Raw genomic sequence first — 22,310 nt, 5'->3', positions numbered from 1 at the left:
CACTCGCGCAGCGACTGACGGGCATTGATGAGATTGAATGTGTCACGCCGGATTTGAATGGCGTGCCGCGGGGCAAGGTGATGACCGCCGAGGGGTTCCTCGAAGGCCGGCGGTTGCAGTTGGCGCGGGGCGTGCTGCTGCAATGCATCATGGGCGGTTATCCGCCATCGCGTTTTTACGGCAGTGACGACGGCGACCTGGCGCTGGTGGCCGATCCGAAACAGATTCATCGCCTGCCCTGGAGCCTACAGCCCCGGGCCCTGGCGATCTGCGACGCCGACGAGTTGACCGGTGAAAGCTCCCGGCTTTCGACACGCGGCCAGCTCAAGGCCGTTGTCGCACGTTATGCAGCCCTGGGCCTGGCGCCGGTGGTGGCGACCGAGCTGGAATTTTTCGTGTTCGCCCCCAACCCGGACCCGACCCAGCCGTTCCAGCCGCCGATGGGCCTGGATGGACGTCGCGAAGACGGCCATTCGGCGTTCAGCGTCAGCTCCAACAATGGCCTGCGTCCGTTCTTCAGTGAAGTCTATGAATGCATGGCGGCGCTGGGCCTGCCTCGCGACACCTTCATGCATGAAATGGGCGTGAGCCAGTTCGAGATCAATCTGCTGCACGGCGACCCTTTGTTGTTGGCCGACCAGACCTTCCTGTTCAAGCACCTGCTCAAGGAAGTGGCCCTCAAGCACGGGCTCACCGTGGTCTGCATGGCCAAGCCCCTGGCTCACACGCCGGGCAGTTCGATGCATATCCACCAGAGCGTTGTCGAGGCGCACAGCGGTCGCAATGTTTTCAGCGACGAAGCGGGCGAACCGACCGCGACTTTCCGACACTTCATCGGTGGGCAACAGGCGTGCCTGGCGGACTTCACTGCGTTGTTCGCACCGAACGTGAATTCCTACCAGCGCCTATGCCACCCGTTCGCCTCACCGAACAATGCCTGTTGGTCCCATGACAACCGCTCGGCCGGGTTGCGGATTCCCGCCAGTTCGCCGGTGGCCCGGCGGGTCGAGAACCGCTTGCCGGGAGCCGATGCCAACCCCTACCTGGCGATTGCCGCCAGCCTGGCCGCCGGGCTGTATGGGATTGAACATCGGCTGGAGCCGAGCGCGGCGATCCAGGGCGAATTCGAGGTGCCGGATAATCTCTCGTTGCCATGTACCTTGCATGCCGCCTTGGAGCGTCTGAAGCGTAGTCATCTGGCGAAGGAACTGTTCGGTACGGAGTTCATCGAAGGCTACATCGCCTCCAAGACCCTGGAACTGACCAGCTTCTTCGATGAAATCACGCCCTGGGAGCGGCGTGTCCTCGCGGCCCAGGCATAACGAACCGTCGCATTCGGGCTATCTTCAACAGGTAGCCCTTACTCACCTCAAGGAGCCGCTCGGAACGCCGATGCGCCAAATCTGGAAACCTTTTCGAGCGCTTTATTTCGCCTCGCTGATGATGTTGATCGGCTCGGGCCTCTTGAGTACTTACCTGGCGTTACGCCTGGCCGCCGACGATGTGGACAGCCTCTGGGTCGGTGCGCTTATGGCCGCCAACTATTTCGGCCTGGTGCTGGGTGGCAAGATCGGCCACCGGCTGATCGCCCGCGTCGGCCACATCCGCGCCTATTCGGCTTGCGCCGGGATCGTCGGGGCTGCGGTGCTGGGCCATGGCCTGGTGGATTGGCTGCCGGCCTGGATCGTGCTGCGGATGATTGTCGGCCTGGGGATGATGTGCCAGTACATGGTCATCGAGAGCTGGCTCAACGAGCAAGCCGATGCCAAGCAGCGTGGGGTGGTATTCAGCGGCTATATGATCGCCTCATACCTTGGGCTGGTGCTGGGTCAGTTGATTCTGGTCATGCACCCGGCCCTGGGCCCTGAGCTGTTGATGCTGGTAGCGCTGTGCTTCGCCTTGTGCCTGGTGCCCGTGACGCTGACCCGGCGAATTCACCCGGCGGCGCTGCATCCGGCGCCCATGGAGCCGCGCTTCTTCATCAAGCGTGTGCCGCAGTCCTTGAGTACGGTGCTGGGCTCGGGGTTGATCGTCGGTTCGTTCTATGGCCTGGCGCCCCTGTACGCCTCTCAGCAGGGCCTGTCGACCGAGCAGGTGGGTTTGTTCATGGGTAGCTGCATCTTCGCCGGGCTGCTGGTGCAGTGGCCCTTGGGCTGGCTGTCCGATCGATATGACCGGGCACTGCTGATCCGCTGCTTTGCGCTGGTCCTGACGATCTGTGCGCTGCCGTTGGCGATTCTTCCTGCGGTGCCGTTGGAGGTGCTGTTCGTCGCGGGGTTCTTCTGTTCGCTGGTGCAGTTCTGCCTGTATCCGTTGGCAGTGGCGTTTTCCAACGACCACGTCGAAGCTGATCGAAGGGTATCCCTGACCGCGATGCTGCTGGTGACCTATGGGGTTGGCGCCAGTATCGGACCGCTGGTAGCAGGGGTGCTGATGAAGATGTTCGGCAGCCAGATGCTCTATGCCTTTTTTGCCTTCTTCGCCCTGGTGCTGGTGTGGCGAATCCGGCCGAAGGCGGTGACCAACCTGCATCAGGTCGACGACGCACCGCTGCATCACGTGGCGATGCCGGACAGCATGTCCAGTTCGCCGCTGGTGGCGTGCCTCGATCCCCGGGTGGACGAACAAGTGGTGCAGGAGCAGATGCACGTCGATCCTGTGCCGATGGAAGAACCGGTCGAAGAAGAACCCGTCATGGAGGAAACGGCCGCCGAGGAGGCGAGCGACGAGCCGCCGACTCCCGATTTCACTCAGGCCAGGCCTTGAGCCAGTCATAAAAAAACGGGCAGTCACCGCAAGGGACTGCCCGTTTTTCTACGCATCGAAAATCAGAGGTCGTCTTTATCGAAGCGCCGGGCTTCTCGCTGGAGCTGGTAGACGAACCGCTCGACCTGCCGTTGCACCAGGCCACTGATGTTGTGGAAGCGTACGCCGGCGAACGTGGTGTTGATCCTTTCTTCGAAATGCAGGTAACGCAGCTCGACGGGCGCGGTCATGTTGCCAAAAGGCAGGGCTGCGATGAAGCGCTCGTACACCTGGCCCAATTGCAGTCGCTGCGTGATGTCGCCCTCGAAGCGCAACTTGCAACCGGTGGCGGAGATGTCCAGCAGCTTGCCATCCACCGGGGACTTGAGCTTGTCGCCGCCCAGTTCAACGTTCACCAGTTGTGCCAGTTTCAGGGCGGCGCGGAAGGCGTTGCGACGTTGGTGGTAGACCACTTCGTCGGGCAGGGCGCCGCGATAGCAGCGACCGTCGCTGGATTCATCGATAGTCAGTGGGCCCTTGCCATCCCATGCGATACGCACGCCGTCATGGAAACCCTCGACACGAAAAGGCTCACCGGCCAGCAGGAAACGCTCGCCGTCCCGGGGAATCATTTCATCCAGGGCAATGGAGTTGGTCTCGCGATCGACATTGACCAGATAGCTCTGGAAGCGCTGGCTACGTTCGTGGAAGGTAATGATCAGTGGGTCATGGCTCTCTTGCAGCATCCGCAGGTTGCCGGAGATTTCCAGCGGCGTGGTGAGGACCTTGGGTGGCTGCGGAGCATCATCCGCGTTTGAGGCATTGAACACGGTGAGTCAATCTCCAGGCAAAATACGACTACGAATGGCCGGCATTTTGCCAGCATGTATCGCGCGTTGATAGAGCGAAGGCATTGTTCGTTTCATGCCTGGCTGAGCGGGCGGTGCTTGACCATTTTGGCGGTCGAGCCGCGAGCGTCATACAGCGTCGGGATCTCGCCACCGTTGAGGATGCGCAACTGGTTGGCGGTGGCGGCCTGCTGCATCAGGATCGACTGGCCGTTGCGAGCGTTGGTTGCCTGGCATTGGGCGAGCAGGTCGTTAAGCGCTTTGCTCTGGGACAGCAACTGATCGCCGATCGTCGACTGACCAGCCAGTTGCTCGAGGCCGTCATGGCTGGCGGGCAGGTTGAGGCTGGCGAGGATCTCGCTGCGTTTGCGGCCATGCTGGTCAAGCAGGATGATCAATGCCTGTTTCTGCGCCAGGATATTCTCCAGCAGAGGCATGTCGCGACCGTGCAAGGCCACGGATTCGGCCTGCAGCAATTCCAGCAATTGTTGCGCTGGAACAAAGTCGTCGATGATCAATTGCAACAAATGAGTGTCGTGCATGGCGGGCCTTGGGTCTTAAGCGTCCAAAAGCCTGGCGCAGGCGGCGGCCTAGCGCTGGGCTTCGAAGTTGAGCAGTTTGCTGGCTACGCGGTTGCTGTCGACCTTGTAGCTGCCATCGGCGATGGCTGCTTTCAACTCGGCCACACGGGCGTTGTCGACGACAGGTTGATCGCGCAGCTTGTCAGTGACCTTCTGCAACTGCTGAGCCTCATTGCTGAGGTGTACCGACTCCCCGTTGCTGACCTGTTCGGCGGGTGTAGACAGCGGCGCGGATTTGTCGGTTTCGACGGTTTCCTTGGTGGCGCTGGTACGCGTAGTGCCTGTCAGCGGTGAAGAGCTGTTTAAACGATTGAAATCGATGACCATGGTAAAAAACCTCTGGGTATTTGGACGCTTGCCATGTTTTCGGCCATCCCCAAAAAAACTTTAGGCTCATTTATACAATGAACGTGCGCACGTCTGCGCTTGCCTTTGCATAAGGCACAGTCTAGGGAACACCGGGATCAAGCGCCAGCTTTCTACCTCCTCTACCCGATCACTACATCGCCACTTCCACTTGGCCCGGGGCCATCACCTGCGCCTTGATAACGCGCTGGGAGTTGAGGTTTTTTACCCGTATCTGTTCACGCATGCCACCGTTGGACAAGGCCTCGCCGGGCATCCGCACGGACAGGGAGCCGCTGCGGGCGGTGATGACCACCTGGTCGCCCTTGCGGACCACCTCGGCCTGCTCCAGGTGGACCAGTGTCACGATCTGATCGGCGACCATTGGTCGGACAAGTTTCTGTCCGATGGCCTGGTCGACGGAGGTCAGGAAGCCCTGGTTGATCTGGCTGACGTCCCGTTCGCGCAACGTCACGTCCTGGGGCTCGACGATCCCGGCCCGCCTCAGCGGACGCGTGGTGGTGACGATTTCCCGAAACAGGCGCACTTGAGCGGGCACGAACACCGTCCAGGGCGTGGTGCTGTCGCAACGAACCTTCACCGTGACGCGGCCCAGGGGGCGTGACGGGCTCTCCAGCGAAGCAGTCAATTCCTTGTCGCACATTGGCATGCGCAGGCGCGGATCGATCTGGTTGACTTCGATCTCGTAGCGACCTTCCGTTTGACTGGTAGCCAGATAGTCTTCTACGGTGAATTCAAGAAAGCCCTGAGTGACGCCGATAAGGAGATCAGGCAAGGTAACCGGAACAGCAGCAAGGGCAGGACCGCCCGAAGTGAGCAGGCAGACAGCCAGCAGTGCACCGAGCCAGTGGCGGCAGTGAGTGGTCAGGCGTCGAGAAAATGTCGTTTGTGCGTTCATGCCGGTTCAATAGCAAGCCCCGTGCCGTTTAGTGATGAATGCGCGTCGGACACATTAGCGTTAGGTAGGAGTCAGGGCATGGCGGGAGTAATGGATTCGGTAAACCAGCGCACTCAGCTGGTTGGTCAGAATCGCCTGGAGCTGTTGTTGTTCCGTCTCGACGGCCAACAAATGTATGGGATCAACGTATTCAAGGTTCGCGAGGTGCTGCAATGCCCCAAGCTGACCTTGATGCCCAAGTCCAGCCCCGTCGTGTGCGGTGTGGCCAATATTCGGGGAGCGACCATCCCGATTCTCGACCTGGCGATGGCGACCGGTTCCGGTCGTCTGCTGGACCAGAGCAATCCGTTTGTGATCATCACTGAGTACAACACCAAGACCCAGGGTTTCCTGGTGCGCTCGGTGGAGCGCATCGTCAACATGAACTGGGAAGAGATCCATCCACCGCCCAAGGGCACCGGCCGCGATCACTACCTCACGGCGGTGACCCGGGTCGATAACCAATTGGTGGAAATCATCGACGTGGAGAAGATCCTCGCCGAAGTTGCGCCCACGCCGGAAGCGATCTCCGTGGGTGTGGTGGATGCCGAAACCCAACACAAGGCGATTTCGTTGCGGGTGTTGACCGTCGATGACTCGTCGGTGGCCCGCAAGCAGGTGACCCGTTGCCTGCAAACGGTCGGCGTCGAGGTAGTGGCGTTGAATGACGGGCGACAGGCGCTGGATTACCTGCGCAAGCTGGTCGACGAGGGCAAGAAGCCCGAGGAAGAGTTCCTGATGATGATCTCCGACATTGAGATGCCGGAGATGGACGGGTACACCCTGACGTCGGAAATCCGCAGTGACCCGCGCATGCAGAAACTGCACATCATCTTGCATACTTCATTGTCCGGGGTTTTCAACCAGGCGATGGTCAAGAAGGTCGGCGCAGACGATTTCCTGGCGAAATTCCGTCCCGATGACCTGGCTTCACGGGTCGTCGATCGGATCAAGGCGGCAGAATAAAAGGTCGGGCGCGTTGTGCGTCCGGCAAGTCAACACGATGAAAGAGGCGGTATCTTGTCTACGGGTAATTTGGATTTCGAACAGTTCCGGGTCTTCCTGGAAAAAGCCTGTGGCATCTTGCTTGGTGAAAACAAGCAATACCTGGTGTCGAGCCGTCTCAATAAATTGATGGAACAACAGGGCCTCAAGTCATTGGGCGAACTGGTGCAGCGTATCCAGACCCAGCCGCGCAGTGGCTTGCGCGAGATGGTGGTGGACGCGATGACCACCAACGAAACCCTGTGGTTTCGTGACACCTATCCGTTCGAGGTATTGAAGAACAAAGTGCTGCCGGCGGCCATCAAGGCCAGCCCGGGCCAGCGTCTGCGGATCTGGTCGGCGGCCTGTTCGTCGGGGCAGGAACCCTATTCGCTGTCGATGTCCATCGATGAGTTCGAACGGTCCAATCTCGGCCAGCTGAAAGGCGGCGTGCAGATCGTCGCCACCGACCTGTCCGGGACCATGCTCAATAACTGCAAGACCGGTGAGTACGACAGCCTGGCCATCGGCCGGGGCCTGTCGCCGGATCGCCTGCAACGTTACTTCGACCCGAAAGGGCCGGGCAAATGGGTGGTCAAGGCACCGATCAAGAGTCGGGTGGAGTTCCGCTCGTTCAACCTGCTGGACAGCTATGCCAGCCTGGGCAAGTTCGACATCGTGTTTTGCCGCAACGTGCTGATCTACTTCTCCGCCGAAGTGAAGAAAGACATCCTGCTGCGCATCCACAGCACGCTCAAGCCGGGCGGCTACCTGTTCCTCGGCGCCTCCGAGGCGTTGAACGGTTTGCCGGATCATTACCAGATGGTCCAGTGCAGCCCGGGGATCATCTACCAGGCGAAGTGATTGGCTTGGGTTGTCAAAAAAACGGGAGTCCCACGGGGCTCCCGTTTTTTTTGCCTGCCGATTTCCATTCGCCACTGTGGGAGCGGGCTTGTTCCTCGTCGACAGGATGAAAGCGGCAGAAAAGCGGCAGCCTGCGGAAGCCAGTTGCCGCTTTTCTGGCATTGCCGCTTTGCCGCTGCCCGCAAAGCCCCCGGTTTATGGGCTTTTCGAAAATGGCACGACGCTTGCTTTAGCCGTCGTACGTACATTCTGGTCACCCAAAGGTTTCCGACATGAGCATCAGCTTCGATAAAGCGCTCGGTATCCACGAACAGGCCCTGAGCTTCCGCGCCCAGCGTGCCGAAGTCCTGGCCAACAACATCGCCAACGCCGACACCCCGAACTACAAGGCTCGGGACCTGGACTTCTCCAAAGTGCTCGCCGAGCAGAACGAGAAGACCAAGAACGGCCACTTCGCCCTGAACACGACCAACAGCCGTCATATCGAAGCTGAAGGCTTGGGCAATGGCGATGAATCGCTGATGTATCGCACCCCGATGCAACCTTCGATCGACCAGAACACCGTGGACGCTCAACTGGAACAGTCCAACTACGCGGAAAACTCCGTGAACTTCCAGGCCAGCTTCACCCTGCTCAACAGCAAGTTCAAAGGGCTGGTATCGGCCCTGCGCGGAGAGTAAGCCATGTCGATCGCTAGCGTATTCAACATTGCCGGCAGTGCCATGAGTGCCCAGACCACTCGCCTGAACACTGTGGCCAGTAACATCGCCAACGCCGAGACCGTTTCGTCGAGCATCGACCAGACCTACCGCGCCCGTCACCCGGTATTCGCCACCATGTTCCAGGGCGGCCAGTCCGGCGGCAGCGGCTCGCTGTTCCAGGAGCAGGACGCGGCCGGGCAGGGCGTACAGGTGCTTGGCGTGGTCGAAGACCAGAGCAACCTCGACGCACGTTATGAACCAAACCATCCGGCCGCAGACGCCAAGGGTTATGTCTATTACCCGAACGTCAACGTCGTCGAAGAAATGGCCGACATGATTTCCGCCAGTCGTTCGTTCCAGACCAACGTCGAAATGATGAACACTGCCAAAACCATGATGCAGAAGGTCCTGACCCTCGGTCAGTGATAAGGGGCGATTCACATGAGCGTCACCAACACTACCAGCGGTTTGAGTCTCAACGAGATTCTGGCCAACTCCTCGGTCAAGACCAACACCACGACCGATGGCCTGGGCGCGGCAACCAGTGCGGCGACCGGCAAGAAGGAGTTGGGCAAGGATGCGTTCCTGCAGTTGCTGGTCACTCAGCTGAAAAACCAGAACCCGCTGGAGCCACAGGATAACGGCGAGTTCGTTGCCCAACTGGCGCAGTTCAGCAGCCTGGAAGGCATCACCACGCTCAACGAGACCGTGAGCGGCATCGCCGGCAACTACAACTCGTCCCAGGCCTTGCAGGCCTCGTCGCTGGTCGGTCGCTCGGTCATCGCTCCGGGCGACAAGGCCGTGGTCGATACCTCCAAGAGCCTCAACGGCACGGTGGTGGTACCGACATCGGTGTCTTCCGTCGCGGTCAAGATCGTGGACAAGGACGGCAAGACCGTTCGCACCATCGACCTGGGCAGCCAGAACGCCGGCAATTCGGCGTTCATCTGGGACGGCAAGAACGACGCGGGCACGACGGTCGAGTCGGGCACCTATACCTTCACCGCTTCGACCACTATCGACAGCAAGGCCGTGTCGCTGATCACTAACCTGCCGGCCACGGTCAGCAGCGTGACGATCAGCCAGACGGGCGGTGAGCTGATGCTCAACCTGGCCGGGCTGGGCAGCATCGCCCTGTCCAAAGTACAAACTATTGGTATGTAGAGCCGACTAACCGGCAAAAGGAGTCAACATGTCTTTCAACATCGGCCTTAGCGGTCTCTATGCAGCCAACAAACAGCTGGACGTGACCGGCAACAACATCGCCAACGTGGCGACCACCGGTTTCAAATCGTCCCGCGCGGAATTCGAAGACGTCTACTCGGCCACCAAGTTGGGCTCGGGCAGCAAGACCGTCGGCAACGGCGTACGCCTGGCCAACGTTTCCCAGCAGTTCGGCCAGGGTGATGTGAACAACACCGGCAACGTGCTGGACATGGGTATCCAGGGTCAGGGCTTCTTTGTCCTGAGCAACGACGGTTCGCTGAGCTACACCCGTGCCGGTACCTTCAAGACCGACAAGGAAGGCTTCATCACCAACAGCGATGGCACTTCACGCCTGCAGGGTTATGGCGTGGATGCCAATGGCAACATCCTCAACGGCATCCTGACCGACCTGCGCATCGACACCTCGAACCTGCCGCCGCAAGCCACCAGCCTGGTTTCGTCGACGATCAACCTGAACTCGACGGCGACGGCTATCAGCCAAGTGGCCCCTTACCAGTTCAATCCGGCCGATACAGCCACTTTCACCAAGCAATTCACCACGCCGGTCTACGATACCCAGGGTAACCAGCATTCCATGGACCAATACATGGTCAAGACCGGCTCCAATACATGGGATGTTTATACGCTGATCGATGGTCGAAACCTGGATGGCAGCTCGCCGACCGCCGCCACCTCCCTGGCGGTCCCCTCGACCATGACCTTTGATTCGAGCGGCAAGTTGGTTCAGGTCAGTACCCCGGGACCGGTCACTGTTCCGCCGACCCCGCCGACCATCAGCAACGATTTGGAGCTGGACAATTGGGTGCCAGGTACCGTGACGGATGGCGTATGGACCGCCAACGGCGCTGATGGTGCGGATACCATTACGATCTCCATGTCTAATACCACCCAGTTCAACGCCGACACCGCCCGCTCGATCCCTGCCCAGAACGGTTACGCCACCGGCCAGATCACCAACCTGACCATCGACGGCAGCGGTGTATTGCTGGCCAACTTCAGCAACAACCAGACCAAGCCGATCGGCCAGCTCGCCCTCGCCAGTTTCACCAACGAGCAAGGTTTGCAGCCGGTAGGCGGCACCAGCTGGAAAGAAACCTTCGCCTCGGGCATCCCGGGCTACGACGCCCCGGAAACCGGGACCCTGGGTTCGATCGTCTCCAACTCCCTGGAAGAATCCAACGTCAACCTGACCAACGAACTGGTCGAGCTGATCAAGGCCCAGAGCAACTACCAGGCGAACGCCAAGACCATCTCCACCCAGAGCACCATCATGCAGACCATCATTCAGATGGCTTGATAGCGGGCTGCTTAAAAAAACCGACGTCCTGAGACGTCGGTTTTTTTTTCATGAGATTTTGGTGATTACTACCGTTTGTCGGATGACTGGTGCGGAACTTGCACTTCAGTCCTAATCGCTCAACGAGCGTCAAGTTTCCATACGACTGTCATCGAGTCGGTATTGACTGACGACAGGGATGTCACGAAAACCAAGGGACGGATACCAGTTGAAACCCCATAACGCTGTCAGTGCGCCTATTGTCGCGCCTTCATTGAAATCGTTACTGCGTCGGGGGCTGCTGGGTGCTGCGCTGTTCTCCGGTGTGATCAATATTCTGGCGCTGATCGGCCCGGTGTTCATGCTGGAAGTCTACGACCGAGTCATTCCCAGCCAGAGCATCCCGACCCTGGTCGCCCTGGGGCTGCTGGCGCTGGGGGTTTATGCGCTTTCAGGCCTGCTGGACATCATTCGCTCCCGAGTCATGGTGCGAATTGCTTCCTCGCTGGATCTGGCGTTGTCCGCCAAGGTCTTCAATGTCATTGCCGGTGCGTCGCTTAAGACACCCATTACCGGCGATGCCCTGAAACCAGCCCAGGAATTGGACCAGATTCGCGGTTTTATTGGCGGACCGGGCCTGGTGGCTTTTTTCGATTTGCCCTGGATGCCTGTTTACCTCGCGGTCTGCTTTTATATTCATCCGTTGTTCGGCCTTTTGGCCGCCGGCCTGATGATTATCCTCATCGGTCTGACCCTGATCACTGACCGGCAAACCCGCAAATTGATGCAAGCTTCGGCCGAGGCGTTGAACAAGCGCAATCATCTGGGCCAGCAAGCTCACCAGAACGCCGAAGCACTGATGGCCATGGGCATGTTGGCCAATACGTCGACTATCTGGCAGAAGAATCACAGCACCTTCATCACCCTGCAACGACGCTCGATCGACATCGGCGGCTTTTACGGTGGCATTTCTAAAACCCTGCGCCAGGTCGTTCAGTCGGCCGCCCTGGCCCTGGGGGCGTGGCTGGTGATCCAAGGCGACTTGAGCGGCGGCACAATGATCGCGGCCTCGATCATCGTGGCGCGGACCCTGGCGCCGGCGGAGCAGGTCATTGCCACGTGGCGCAGCCTGTTGGGTGCCCAGATCGCCTGGAAGAAACTGCTGGAAGTGTTCTCTCTGTTCCCGGATGCACAGAGCAAGACCGAATTGCCCGCTGCCCATCGCAGTTTGCAGGTCGAAAGTATTTTTGCCGCGCCGCCCGGCGCGCAAAGCCTGACCTTGCAAAATATCAACTTCATGGTCGCGGCGGGCACTGCCGTTGGTGTGGTAGGGCCGAGCGCATCGGGCAAGTCGTCATTGGCGCGGGTGCTGGTCAACGCCTGGGCGCCGGCTCGCGGGCATGTCCGGCTCGACGGCGCGCCGCTGGAGCTGCTGACCGAACAGGCGCGAGGCAAGTTGATCGGTTATTTACCGCAAAGCGTTGGTTTGTTTACTGGAACCGTTGCCCAGAACATCGCCCGGCTGGACTCTTCGGCACAGGACAGTGCGATTGTCAGCGCTGCGCAGTTAGCCGGGGTCCATGAGCTGATTCTGCAACTGCCCCAAGGTTATGAGACTCAAGTGGGCGAGGGAGGCATCAACCTCTCGGCCGGCCAACGACAACGGGTGGCCCTGGCCAGGGCACTGTTCGGTGACCCGTTCTTGGTGGTGCTGGATGAGCCGAATTCAAACCTCGATGCCGAAGGCGAACAGGCGTTGGCCAAGGCCATCCTGGCGCTCAAGGCCCGTGGCGCAATCGTGGTGGTGATTGCCCATCGCACCAATATCTTGTCGGTGATTGACCATATGCTGATTCTCGAAAACGGCGTGCAAGTGGCTTTCGGCCCCAAGGATGCCGTCCTTAAAAGGCCGCCTGCGCCAGCTCCCCGGCCCGCCAACAATGTCGTGGAACTGGGAGTATCCAACTGATGCAGACCGATCAAGAAGCCAATCTGACCGATTCTTTATCCCGTCATCTGCGCTGGGGGGCGATCTCATTGGTGGTGCTGCTCGGTGGAGGGTTGACCTGGGCGGTGTGCACCAACCTGTCCGGCGCCGTCATCGCCACGGGCGTGGTTGCCGTGGAGGGCAGCGTCAAGACTGTCCAGCATCCTACCGGCGGCGTTGTCGCCGAACTGTTGGTCAAGGAAGGGCAGGCAGTCGCGGCAGGGGACGTGTTGTTGCGCCTCGACGCTACATTGCCCGCCGCCAGCCAAGCCATCGTCAGTAAATCCTTGAATCAGGCTTGGGCGCGTCTGGCTCGCCTGGAGGCCGAGCGGGACAATGCCAGCGAAGTAGCGGTCCCCAAAGAGTTGCTGACCCGCATGAGCCTGGATGAGGCCAAGTTGGTCATGGCCAGCGAGCAGCAGTTGTTCCTTGACCGTCGCGCTTCCCGCGAAGGCCAGAAGAAGCAACTGCGCGAGCGCGTCCGGCAACTCAACGAAACCATTGCCGGCCATGACATCCAGCAGAAAACCAAGCTTGAGGAAATAGAACTGATCGATAGCGAATACCAGGCCGTCAAGAAACTGTTCGACAAAGGCATGATGACCCTCGACCGGGTCAATGCCCTGGCTCGGGGTATCGCCCGGCTGCGTGGGGAGCGTGGACAACTGATGGCCTCCATTGCCGAGGCCCGGGGCAAGATCGCCGAAACCGAGTTGCAACGACTCCAGGTTGACCAGACTTTCCGCAGTGAAGTGTCCCTGGAATTGCGCGACCTGCTGGCCCGCCAGGGCGAACTGATCGAGCGGGAAATCACGGCCAGCGATCAGCTCAAACGTATCGACATCACCTCGCCGATTGCCGGGCGCGTGCAGCAATTGGCGGTGCATACCATTGGTGGCGTCATCTCACCGGCCGAGGGGCTCATGCAGATCGTACCCGCCGACGATGAACTGCTGGTGGAGGCGAAGATCAGTGCACAGGACATCGATCAGGTTTCCCTAGGCCAGAAAGCCACGTTGCGTTTGAGCGCCTTCAACCGCAGCACGACCCCGGAGCTCCAAGGCTCGGTGGTGCGTTTGTCTGGCGACCTCATTCAGGATGAACGGACCGGTGCTGGTTTCTATCGGGCTGGTATTCGCATTTCCAAAGGAGAGCTGGTGCGCCTGTCCGGCCTGACGCTTGTTCCGGGCATGCCGGTGGAGTCTCTTATAAAAACCGGAGACAGAACAGTCCTGTCTTACCTGCTTAAACCCATCAGTGATCACGCCCAGCGTGCGTTCAGAGAGGGGTAAGCCCCGACGTATCTGGCGTTCTTTAGCGTAGTTTCCAACACACACACACACAAGGAAGATGTTATGGCAGCAATCTACGGGACCAACGGTGCTGACACGCTGGTAGGTACTGCAAGCGATGATCAAATACGCGGTTTGGCTGGTGACGACATTTTGAGCGGTGGGGATGGCAACGATCTTCTTATTGGCGGAGCGGGGGCCGACCAACTGATTGGCGGCGCGGGCATCGATATCGCCAGTTATGAGGATATCGTTTCGGGAGTAGGTGTCACCGTCAACCTGAAGACAGGCATTCATACAGGTATTGCCGCGGGAGATACCTTCAATGGCATCGAAGTGATCCGCGGCTCGGCCTACAGCGACAACTTTATCGGCGGCATCTCCGCCGATACCTTTGATGGTGCCAATGGCTACGACACCCTGAGCTACGCCAGTTCTGCCCAGGCGGTCAACCTGACCGTGACGGGTGCCGCAGGCACCGGTGCGGGCGGCGATGCCCAGGGCGATGCATTCAGTAACATCGAGGTGATCACCGGCTCGGCCTACGATGATGTCTTTACCGTTAACTCCGGTAGCGTGACCTTTAACGGTGGTGCCGGCAATGATGTCTACATCATCAACGGCGGTTCGATGGGGGCTGGTGAACTGGCGGGTGGAGGTGATGACGAGATCCGCACCAGCCTGGCCAACATGGGGATGAGTGCCGAAGTCGAGCGCCTGACCTACACCGGTACCGCTAACTTCACGGGTCGCGGCAACGCCGGTGACAACATCATCACCGGCGGTGCAGGTAATGATCTATTGATCGGCGGTGCAGGAGCCGACCAACTGATTGGCGGCGCGGGCATCGATATCGCCAGTTATGAGGATATCGTTTCGGGAGTAGGTGTCACCGTCAACCTGAAGACAGGCATTCATACAGGTATTGCCGCGGGAGATACCTTCAATGGCATCGAAGTGATCCGCGGCTCGGCCTACAGCGACAACTTTATCGGCGGCATCTCCGCCGATACCTTTGATGGTGCCAATGGCTACGACACCCTGAGCTACGCCAGTTCTGCCCAGGCGGTCAACCTGACCGTGACGGGTGCCGCAGGCACCGGTGCGGGCGGCGATGCCCAGGGCGATGCATTCAGTAACATCGAGGTGATCACCGGCTCGGCCTACGATGATGTCTTTACCGTTAACTCCGGTAGCGTGACCTTTAACGGTGGTGCCGGCAATGATGTCTACATCATCAACGGCGGTTCGATGGGGGCTGGTGAACTGGCGGGTGGAGGTGATGACGAGATCCGCACCAGCCTGGCCAACATGGGGATGAGTGCCGAAGTCGAGCGCCTGACCTACACCGGTACCGCTAACTTCACGGGTCGCGGCAACGCCGGTGACAACATCATCACCGGCGGTGCAGGTAATGATCTATTGATCGGCGGTGCAGGAGCCGACCAACTGATTGGCGGTGCGGGCATCGATATCGCCAGTTATGAGGATATCGTTTCGGGAGTAGGTGTCACCGTCAACCTGAAAACCGGCATTCACACAGGTGTTGCAGCAGGCGATACGTTCTCCAGCATTGAAGTGATTCGGGGCAGCAACAGCGGTGACACTTTCTTCAGTGGTGCCGAAGCCAACAACTTCGATGGCGGGACTATCGGTGGCGGCACCGATGCGGTGGATTACTCGCTATCGGCACAGGCCGTCAACATCACCCTTACCACCAAGGGTGTGGGCAGTGGCCAAGGTGGTGATGCGCAGGGCGATACCTACATCAATATCGAGAAAGTCGTCGGCTCGGGCCAGGACGATATCTTCACTACGGGTGCCGCTACGTTCACGCTGCAGGGTGGGACGGGCAATGACCTCTATGTCATCAATGGCCCGGCCTATCAGACGGTGATCGAGACCGCCGGTGGCGGGGATGACGAGATCCGCACCAGCCTTGCCAGCATGTCGATGAGTGCCGAAGTCGAGCGATTGACCTACACCGGCACCGGCAATTTTATCGGTACCGGTAACGCCAGCAACAACATCATCTCGGCCGGCGTTGGCAACGATCTGCTCTCAGGGGGGGCGGGTGCCGACCTCTTCGTCGGTGGTGTAGGGACTGACACCGTCAGTTATGACGACGCTCTAACTGGGGTCACTGTTAACCTCAAAACCGGTGTCCACACGGGTATTGCCGCTGGCGATACTTTTGATGGCATCGAAGTCATTCGTGGTTCCAAGTACAGCGATACTTTTGTTGCCGGTGCAAATGTCGACAAGTTCGAGGGCGGCACCGTCACTGCCGATAATATAGACGTCGTCGACTACTCGCTTTCTTCTGGGGCTATCAACCTGACCCTGGCCTCCGGGGCTGGCACCGGGACTGGTGGTGATGCCGAGGGCGACAGTTTCTCGGGCATTGAGAAGGTTATCGGTTCGGCCTACGACGATGTGTTCAACTCCACCACTGTCGGCAGTTTCAACCTGCAGGGTGGAGCTGGCAACGATCTCTACATCGTCAACGGCAATGCTACGGCAGTGATTACCGAGACCGCCGGTGGCGGCGACGATGAAGTGCGTACCAATATCGCCAGTATGAGCTTGTACAATAACGTCGAGCGCCTGACCTATACCGGTACCGGTAACTTCACCGGTCGCGGCAACGCCACTGACAATGTCATCACCGGCGGGACAGGCAACGATACCCTGCTTGGCGGTGGAGGCGCTGACAGCTTCATTGGCGGCAGCGGTACGGACACCGTCAGTTACGATGACAGCACTGTTGGTGTGACGCTTAACTTTAAAACCGGTGTGCACAGTGGCATTGCAGCGGGCGATACCTATACGGATATCGAAGTTATCCGAGGCTCACAGTACGCCGATACGTTCATGGGCGGTGCGACCGCAGATAAATTCGACGGTGGCGCGGGCAGTAGCGTCGACGTGGCGGATTACTCTCAATCCGCTCAGGGCGTGACGCTGACTCTGGGGGTATCTGGTGTCGGTTCGGGCGTCGGGGTGGGGGGCGATGCCGAAGGCGATAGCTTCTCGGGCATCGAGAAAATTATCGGTTCGGCATACAACGACGTCTTCATCGCCAACACCAACTCGACCGGATTCACAGTGCAAGGTGGTGCGGGCGATGATGTTTATGTCCTCAATAACGCCACCTATGGGGCGATTGTTGAGTTGGCGGGTGGCGGCATCGATGAGGTGCGCACTAATCAGGGGTACTACCAGCTCAATGCTGAAGTCGAGAATTTGACCTATACCGGCACTGTCGGCTTCCAAGCGAGGGGTAACGCACTGGATAACATCATCACTGGAGGTGTTGGCAACGATATCTTGATGGGTGGAGATGGCGGTGACACCTTCATCGGTGGAGATGGCATCGATACGGTCAGCTACAGCGACATCGGACCGGTCGGCGTGACGCTCAACTTCAAGACTGGTGAGCATACGGCTATCGCCAAGGGCGATACGTTCGACAGCATCGAGAAGTTCGTCGGGTCGGGTAGGGACGATACCTTTATGGGTAACGAACAGGCCAATAATTTCGATGGTGCTTTCGGCAGAGACACGGTCAGTTTTGCCTTTGAAACCTCGGCCATCACGCTGGACCTCACCCAGCCTTTGACTGGCGCTGCGGCAGGAGACACTTACACCAACATCGAGAACTGGGAAGGGACGGCGTTCAACGATACGTTGATTGGCGGAACTGGCGTCGAAACGTTCATTGGTGGGCAGGGCGCTGACTTTATCGATGGCGGGGCAGGTGCTTCCGACGCCGCCTGGTACACCGGCAGTTCAGCGGCGGTGCAAATCAATATGCTGGCAGGCACGGTCACCGGAGGCGATGCAACCGGTGATGTACTGGTCAACATTGAAGGCCTGCATGGTACGGCGTTCGACGATACGTTGACCGGTAACGCTGTCCAAAACGAGATCTATGGCGGTGAGGGCAATGACGTGGTCTATGGCGGCGACGGCAATGACTACATTTATGGTGGCAAGTATGAGCCCTATGCCTTTAATGGCCCAGATCGCACTGGCCCCGCCGAAGCGGATGAACTGCACGGCGGTAATGGCAATGACGGTATGTTCGGTGCCAACAACGATGCTGGCAGTATCCTGCACGGAGATGCCGGCAATGACAACATCACGGTTTATGCCGGCATCGCCTACGGTGACGACGGCAGTGACTCACTGGTGGGCACTGGGCCTGAATACCAACTACATGGCGGTGCCGGTTCCGACACCCTGAACATGGTAGGTGGTGGTTACGCCTTTGGCGGTGATGGCAGCGACACTTACAAAGTGCAATCCTCCACCAGCGTGATGATCAAGGATGAAGGCACTTCCAGTGGTGATTTGGTCCAGCTCCTGAACATCCAATCCTATGCAGATGTGATGATCAAGACGGATGGCACCAATGCGTTCATTTTCAATGCCGTGGAGTGGAATTCGGGTCATCAGAACAATGCAGTCATTCTTGCTGACTGGTACGCGGGCTCCAATACCATTGAGTCCTTTCAGACCGCTAATGGGGACGTATTCACTATCCCTGCCTAAGCCTGGAAACAACCGCTGCTATCACTGACACCTGGCAGCTGCGGTTGTAAAAACAAACGGCAAAGCCCACAACCAAGGCTTTGCCGTTTTGTTATCTGGATTTTTTCCCAACACAAAAGAAAACCCCCGATAAACCAGCGGTCTATCGGGGGCTTCTTCAGCAGGCGCCTTTACGCGCCCACCCACTCAGCTTATTGGCAAGCTTCGCAATCCGGTTCGTCGATCGCGCAGGCCTTTGGCACTGGCGCCGGACCTGCTGGAGCAGCCAGGACCGAATCATCACCATGGTTGCCGCCGCTGGAAACAGCGTTCAGCTTGCCGGTGTTGATGGTCGACTTCTCGGTGCTGGTGGCGGCCAGGGCACGGAGGTAGTAAGTGGTTTTCAGGCCACGGTACCAAGCCATGCGGTAGGTCACGTCGAGCTTCTTGCCTGAGGCGCCAGCGATGTACAGGTTCAGCGACTGAGCCTGGTCGATCCACTTCTGGCGACGGCTGGCGGCGTCGACGATCCACTTGGTGTCCACTTCGAACGCGGTGGCGTAGAGCGCTTTGAGCTCTTGCGGGATGCGTTCGATCTGCTGTACCGAGCCATCGTAGTACTTCAGGTCGTTGATCATGACCGAGTCCCACAGGCCGCGGGCCTTGAGGTCGCGAACCAGGTACGGGTTGATCACGGTGAATTCGCCCGACAGGTTCGATTTCACATACAGGTTCTGGTAGGTCGGTTCGATCGACTGCGACACGCCGGTGATGTTGGCGATGGTGGCGGTCGGTGCGATGGCCATGATGTTGGAGTTACGGATGCCTTTCTGCACACGGGCGCGAACCGGTGCCCAGTCCAGGGATTCGTTCAGGTCAACGTCGATGTACTTCTGGCCGCGCTGGGCGATCAGGATCTGTTGCGAGTCCAGCGGCAGGATGCCCTGGGACCACAGCGAGCCCTGGAACGTCTCGTAGGCGCCACGCTCGTCGGCCAGGTCGCAGGAAGCCTGGATCGCGTAGTAGCTGACCGCTTCCATGGACTTGTCGGCGAACTCGACGGCAGCGTCCGAACCGTACGGGATGTGCTGCAGGTACAAGGCGTCCTGGAAGCCCATGATGCCCAGGCCGACCGGACGGTGCTTGAAGTTGGAGTTCTTCGCCTGTGGCACCGAGTAGTAGTTGATGTCGATCACGTTGTCGAGCATGCGCACGGCGGTGTTCACGGTACGTTGCAGCTTGGCGGTGTCCAGCTTGCCGTCTTTGATGTGGTTCGGCAGGTTGATCGAGCCCAGGTTGCAGACCGCGATCTCATCCTTGTTGGTGTTCAGGGTGATTTCGGTGCACAGGTTCGAGCTGTGGACCACGCCCACGTGCTGCTGCGGGCTGCGCAGGTTGCACGGGTCCTTGAAGGTCAGCCATGGGTGGCCGGTTTCGAACAACATCGACAGCATCTTGCGCCACAGGTCTTTGGCCTGGACGACTTTGAACAGCTTGATCTTGTTGTACTCGGTCAGGGCTTCGTAGTACTCGTAGCGCTCTTCGAAAGCCTTGCCGGTCAGGTCGTGCAGGTCCGGCACTTCGGACGGCGAGAACAGGGTCCACTTGCCGTCGTCGAAGACGCGCTTCATGAACAGGTCAGGGATCCAGTTGGCGGTGTTCATGTCGTGGGTACGACGACGGTCATCACCAGTGTTCTTGCGCAGCTCGATGAACTCTTCGATGTCCATGTGCCAGGTTTCCAGGTAGGCGCAGACTGCGCCCTTGCGCTTGCCGCCCTGGTTGACCGCGACCGCGGTGTCGTTGACCACTTTGAGGAATGGCACGACGCCTTGGGATTTGCCGTTGGTGCCCTTGATGTACGAGCCCAACGCGCGAACCGGGGTCCAGTCGTTGCCCAGGCCGCCCGCGAATTTCGACAGCATGGCGTTGTCGTGGATGGCGCCGTAGATGCCCGACAGGTCATCCGGAACGGTGGTCAGGTAGCAGCTCGACAGTTGTGGACGCAGGGTGCCGGCGTTGAACAGGGTCGGGGTCGAGGCCATGTAGTCGAAGGACGACAACAGGTTGTAGAACTCGATCGCACGGTCTTCGCGCTGCTTCTCTTCGATTGCCAGGCCCATGGCCACGCGCATGAAGAAGATCTGCGGCAGTTCGAAACGCACGCCATCCTTGTGGATGAAGTAGCGGTCGTACAGGGTTTGCAGGCCCAGGTAGGTGAACTGCTGGTCGCGCTCGTGGTTGATCGCCTTGCCGAGTTTCTCCAGGTCGAATTCGGCCAGGACCGGGTTCAGTAATTCGAACTCGATACCCTTGGCAACATAAGCTGGCAACGCCTTGGCGTACAGGTCGACCATTTCGTGGTGGGTCGCGCTCTCGGCGACTTCCAGGAAGCTCAGGCCTTCGGCACGCAGGGTGTCCATCAGCAGGCGGGCGGTCACGAAGGAGTAGTTCGGCTCGCGTTCCACCAGGGTCCGCGCGGTCATCACCAACGCGGTGTTGACGTCCTTGAGCGCGACACCGTCATAGAGGTTCTTCAGGGTTTCTCGCTGGATCAGGTCGCCATCGACTTCTTCCAGGCCTTCGCAGGCCTCGGTGACGATGGTGTTCAGGCGGCCCATGTCCAGCGGCGCCAGGCTGCCGTCGGCGCGGGCGATGCGGATCGAAGGGTGGGCCTGGACCGGTGCGTCGGCCGGGGAGCGGGTAGCACGTTCCTTGGCGCGGGAGTCACGGTAGATCACGTAGTCGCGGGCCACTTTCTGCTCGCCGGCACGCATGAGGGCCAGTTCGACCTGGTCCTGGATTTCTTCGATGTGAATGGTGCCGCCCGAAGGCATGCGACGCTTGAAGGTCGCGGTGACCTGTTCGGTCAGGCGGGCCACGGTGTCGTGGATTCGCGACGAAGCGGCAGCGGTGCCACCTTCAACTGCGAGGAACGCTTTGGTGATGGCGACGGTGATCTTGTCATCGGTGTAAGGAACGACAGTGCCGTTACGCTTGATCACACGCAGTTGGCCCGGCGCGGTGGCGGACAGATCCGGGCTCGAATCGGCGGCCAGCGGCGCGGTGCCCTGCGGGTTCTCGCGAGTTGTGTCGGTGTGCATGGGTGTCTCCACGTTCTCTATGTTTGTTTGGGCACCATCACGGTGCCCACCGTTCCGTCCTGAAGCACTACAACCGACTGGCGCCGGGCATAACAACTTCGGGACAGTAGGAAGCGGGCGTTTAATGCCGCTTCCATCCGAAGTTCTCAGGTTACGAGCGAGGCTCGAGACCAGGTTGCCGGGGTGGCAGCAATTGACTGCAACACCCGTACCGTTTCGGTCGTTTTCGACCTTGAAACAGTTGCCATCCGCAGGGGCGGTCTGGGCTTGGGGAAATACGGTGTTTCAGCTGGACAGAAGCAAGAAAAGCGCTTGAATTCTCTGTCCGACTTGTGTTTGGTTTTTGGCCTGAAACCCTACATGTAGGGTTTTTTACGCGGCGGGCTACAAGATAATGCGTTTTCGGGGGGTATGCAACGTACTACCTGTGGATAAGCCTGTGCGTAATTTGTGTGCGAAACGTGGAACGGCTCTGTAGGCCGCGACCTAGCTGGAGTGGACCTTTTTTCGCCGGTTTCGACGATCCGAAAACCGCCCGGTGATTTTTGCGGGCGCGGACATTACCACAGAAAACCCAGCCGATCGAAACGCATTTGTTCGCTTGTTTTCTGCGCAGGCGACGTTTATACAATCGGCCCATGCGTGGGTGTGTTTATCCTCCTTTAACATGACAAAAAGATGGGGGAGGGTCTGTATTCGAAGCGAACACTTGTGGCGAGGGGATTTATCCCCGCTGGGCTGCGCAGCAGCCCCACATTGGCGACCGTGCGTGTCAGACAGAACGCAAGGGGCCGCTTCGCGACCCAGCGGGGATAAATCCCCTCGCCACAGGGTTTTGTGTTCGCCACAGGATTTTGTGTTG

At 59.2% G+C, this 22,310-nt stretch carries 16 protein-coding genes; 11 read left to right on the top strand and 5 right to left on the bottom strand.

Annotated elements, in window-relative coordinates; translation table 11 throughout:
* Nucleotides 1-80 precede the first annotated feature (80 nt).
* Both AC09SL_RS09480 and AC09SL_RS09475 read left to right on the top strand, forming a co-directional pair.
* Nucleotides 81-1,322 (top strand): glutamine synthetase family protein, encoded by a 1,242-nt coding sequence (locus AC09SL_RS09480; RefSeq protein WP_175360040.1) that lies wholly within the window; start codon nucleotides 81-83, stop codon nucleotides 1,320-1,322.
* Nucleotides 1,323-1,392: 70 nt separating this feature from the next.
* Entirely contained in the window at nucleotides 1,393-2,766 is a 1,374-nt protein-coding gene (locus AC09SL_RS09475; protein WP_058544887.1) for an MFS transporter, read from the top strand.
* Between the two features lie 62 nt (nucleotides 2,767-2,828).
* Here AC09SL_RS09475 and AC09SL_RS09470 read toward each other — a convergent pair whose 3' ends face one another.
* The 4 genes from AC09SL_RS09470 to flgA all read right to left on the bottom strand — a co-directional run bounded on the left by AC09SL_RS09470 (nucleotide 2,829) and on the right by flgA (nucleotide 5,438).
* Nucleotides 2,829-3,575: a flagellar brake protein gene (locus tag AC09SL_RS09470; protein WP_058544888.1), complete on the bottom strand. Its 747-nt coding sequence runs from the start codon at nucleotides 3,573-3,575 to the stop codon at nucleotides 2,829-2,831.
* Between the two features lie 92 nt (nucleotides 3,576-3,667).
* Entirely contained in the window at nucleotides 3,668-4,135 is a 468-nt protein-coding gene (locus tag AC09SL_RS09465) for a flagella synthesis protein FlgN (protein ID WP_058544889.1), read from the bottom strand.
* Between the two features lie 48 nt (nucleotides 4,136-4,183).
* Nucleotides 4,184-4,501: a flagellar biosynthesis anti-sigma factor FlgM gene (gene flgM, locus AC09SL_RS09460; RefSeq protein ID WP_053124375.1), complete on the bottom strand. Its 318-nt coding sequence runs from the start codon at nucleotides 4,499-4,501 to the stop codon at nucleotides 4,184-4,186.
* 172 nt (nucleotides 4,502-4,673) lie between these two features.
* A complete protein-coding gene (flgA, locus tag AC09SL_RS09455; RefSeq protein WP_058544890.1) occupies nucleotides 4,674-5,438 on the bottom strand; it encodes a flagellar basal body P-ring formation chaperone FlgA in 765 nt (254 codons plus the stop codon).
* A 78-nt stretch (nucleotides 5,439-5,516) separates the two neighbouring features.
* Here flgA and AC09SL_RS09450 point away from each other — a divergent pair, with 78 nt between their 5' ends.
* From AC09SL_RS09450 to AC09SL_RS09410, 9 genes are all read left to right on the top strand, one after another.
* Nucleotides 5,517-6,443, top strand: coding sequence for a chemotaxis protein CheV (locus AC09SL_RS09450; protein ID WP_058544891.1), 927 nt, complete (start codon nucleotides 5,517-5,519; stop codon nucleotides 6,441-6,443).
* A 54-nt stretch (nucleotides 6,444-6,497) separates the two neighbouring features.
* The gene (gene cheR, locus AC09SL_RS09445) at nucleotides 6,498-7,325 is read left to right on the top strand and encodes a protein-glutamate O-methyltransferase CheR (protein WP_003204735.1); all 828 of its coding nucleotides are present in this window, start codon (nucleotides 6,498-6,500) and stop codon (nucleotides 7,323-7,325) included.
* 272 nt (nucleotides 7,326-7,597) lie between these two features.
* A complete protein-coding gene (gene flgB / locus AC09SL_RS09440; protein ID WP_058544892.1) occupies nucleotides 7,598-8,005 on the top strand; it encodes a flagellar basal body rod protein FlgB in 408 nt (135 codons plus the stop codon).
* A gap of 3 nt (nucleotides 8,006-8,008) precedes the next feature.
* Nucleotides 8,009-8,452, top strand: a complete 444-nt coding sequence (gene flgC, locus AC09SL_RS09435) for a flagellar basal body rod protein FlgC (RefSeq protein ID WP_058544893.1) — start codon at nucleotides 8,009-8,011, stop codon at nucleotides 8,450-8,452.
* Between the two features lie 15 nt (nucleotides 8,453-8,467).
* Complete coding sequence (flgD, locus tag AC09SL_RS09430) at nucleotides 8,468-9,190, top strand: flagellar hook assembly protein FlgD (RefSeq protein ID WP_058544894.1); 723 nt, start codon at nucleotides 8,468-8,470, stop codon at nucleotides 9,188-9,190.
* A 28-nt stretch (nucleotides 9,191-9,218) separates the two neighbouring features.
* Nucleotides 9,219-10,550 (top strand): flagellar hook protein FlgE, encoded by a 1,332-nt coding sequence (gene flgE, locus AC09SL_RS09425; protein ID WP_058544895.1) that lies wholly within the window; start codon nucleotides 9,219-9,221, stop codon nucleotides 10,548-10,550.
* Between the two features lie 253 nt (nucleotides 10,551-10,803).
* Nucleotides 10,804-12,498, top strand: coding sequence for a type I secretion system permease/ATPase (locus AC09SL_RS09420; protein WP_231139274.1), 1,695 nt, complete (start codon nucleotides 10,804-10,806; stop codon nucleotides 12,496-12,498).
* A complete protein-coding gene (locus AC09SL_RS09415; protein WP_058544897.1) occupies nucleotides 12,498-13,808 on the top strand; it encodes an HlyD family type I secretion periplasmic adaptor subunit in 1,311 nt (436 codons plus the stop codon). The genes AC09SL_RS09420 and AC09SL_RS09415 overlap by 1 nt, the downstream gene beginning before the upstream one ends.
* Nucleotides 13,809-13,871: 63 nt before the next feature.
* Complete coding sequence (locus AC09SL_RS09410) at nucleotides 13,872-18,365, top strand: beta strand repeat-containing protein (RefSeq protein WP_479571942.1); 4,494 nt, start codon at nucleotides 13,872-13,874, stop codon at nucleotides 18,363-18,365.
* Between the two features lie 191 nt (nucleotides 18,366-18,556).
* Here the strand turns inward: AC09SL_RS09410 and AC09SL_RS09405 are convergent, their stop codons facing one another.
* Nucleotides 18,557-21,448: a ribonucleoside-diphosphate reductase subunit alpha gene (locus tag AC09SL_RS09405; RefSeq protein ID WP_058542322.1), complete on the bottom strand. Its 2,892-nt coding sequence runs from the start codon at nucleotides 21,446-21,448 to the stop codon at nucleotides 18,557-18,559.
* Nucleotides 21,449-22,310: the final 862 nt, after the last annotated feature.

This window comes from Pseudomonas sp. PF05, assembly GCF_056521845.1.
Note: the sequence above shows the minus strand (reverse complement) of the source record. Positions and strands in the feature narration are given on the sequence as shown.

Excerpts from the sequence above, each read along its gene's own strand:
- flgC (WP_058544893.1), top strand. The coding sequence starts at position 8,009 with ATGTCGATCGCTAGCGTATTCAACATTGCCGGCAGTGCCATGAGTGCC.
- flgE (WP_058544895.1), top strand. The coding sequence starts at position 9,219 with ATGTCTTTCAACATCGGCCTTAGCGGTCTCTATGCAGCCAACAAACAG.
- flgM (WP_053124375.1), bottom strand. The coding sequence starts at position 4,501 with ATGGTCATCGATTTCAATCGTTTAAACAGCTCTTCACCGCTGACAGGC.
- AC09SL_RS09405 (WP_058542322.1), bottom strand. The coding sequence starts at position 21,448 with ATGCACACCGACACAACTCGCGAGAACCCGCAGGGCACCGCGCCGCTG.
- AC09SL_RS09410 (WP_479571942.1), top strand. The coding sequence starts at position 13,872 with ATGGCAGCAATCTACGGGACCAACGGTGCTGACACGCTGGTAGGTACT.
- flgD (WP_058544894.1), top strand. The coding sequence starts at position 8,468 with ATGAGCGTCACCAACACTACCAGCGGTTTGAGTCTCAACGAGATTCTG.
- AC09SL_RS09450 (WP_058544891.1), top strand. The coding sequence starts at position 5,517 with ATGGCGGGAGTAATGGATTCGGTAAACCAGCGCACTCAGCTGGTTGGT.
- AC09SL_RS09480 (WP_175360040.1), top strand. The coding sequence starts at position 81 with ATGACCGCCGAGGGGTTCCTCGAAGGCCGGCGGTTGCAGTTGGCGCGG.
- flgA (WP_058544890.1), bottom strand. The coding sequence starts at position 5,438 with ATGAACGCACAAACGACATTTTCTCGACGCCTGACCACTCACTGCCGC.
- flgB (WP_058544892.1), top strand. The coding sequence starts at position 7,598 with ATGAGCATCAGCTTCGATAAAGCGCTCGGTATCCACGAACAGGCCCTG.
- AC09SL_RS09475 (WP_058544887.1), top strand. The coding sequence starts at position 1,393 with ATGCGCCAAATCTGGAAACCTTTTCGAGCGCTTTATTTCGCCTCGCTG.
- AC09SL_RS09415 (WP_058544897.1), top strand. The coding sequence starts at position 12,498 with ATGCAGACCGATCAAGAAGCCAATCTGACCGATTCTTTATCCCGTCAT.
- AC09SL_RS09465 (WP_058544889.1), bottom strand. The coding sequence starts at position 4,135 with ATGCACGACACTCATTTGTTGCAATTGATCATCGACGACTTTGTTCCA.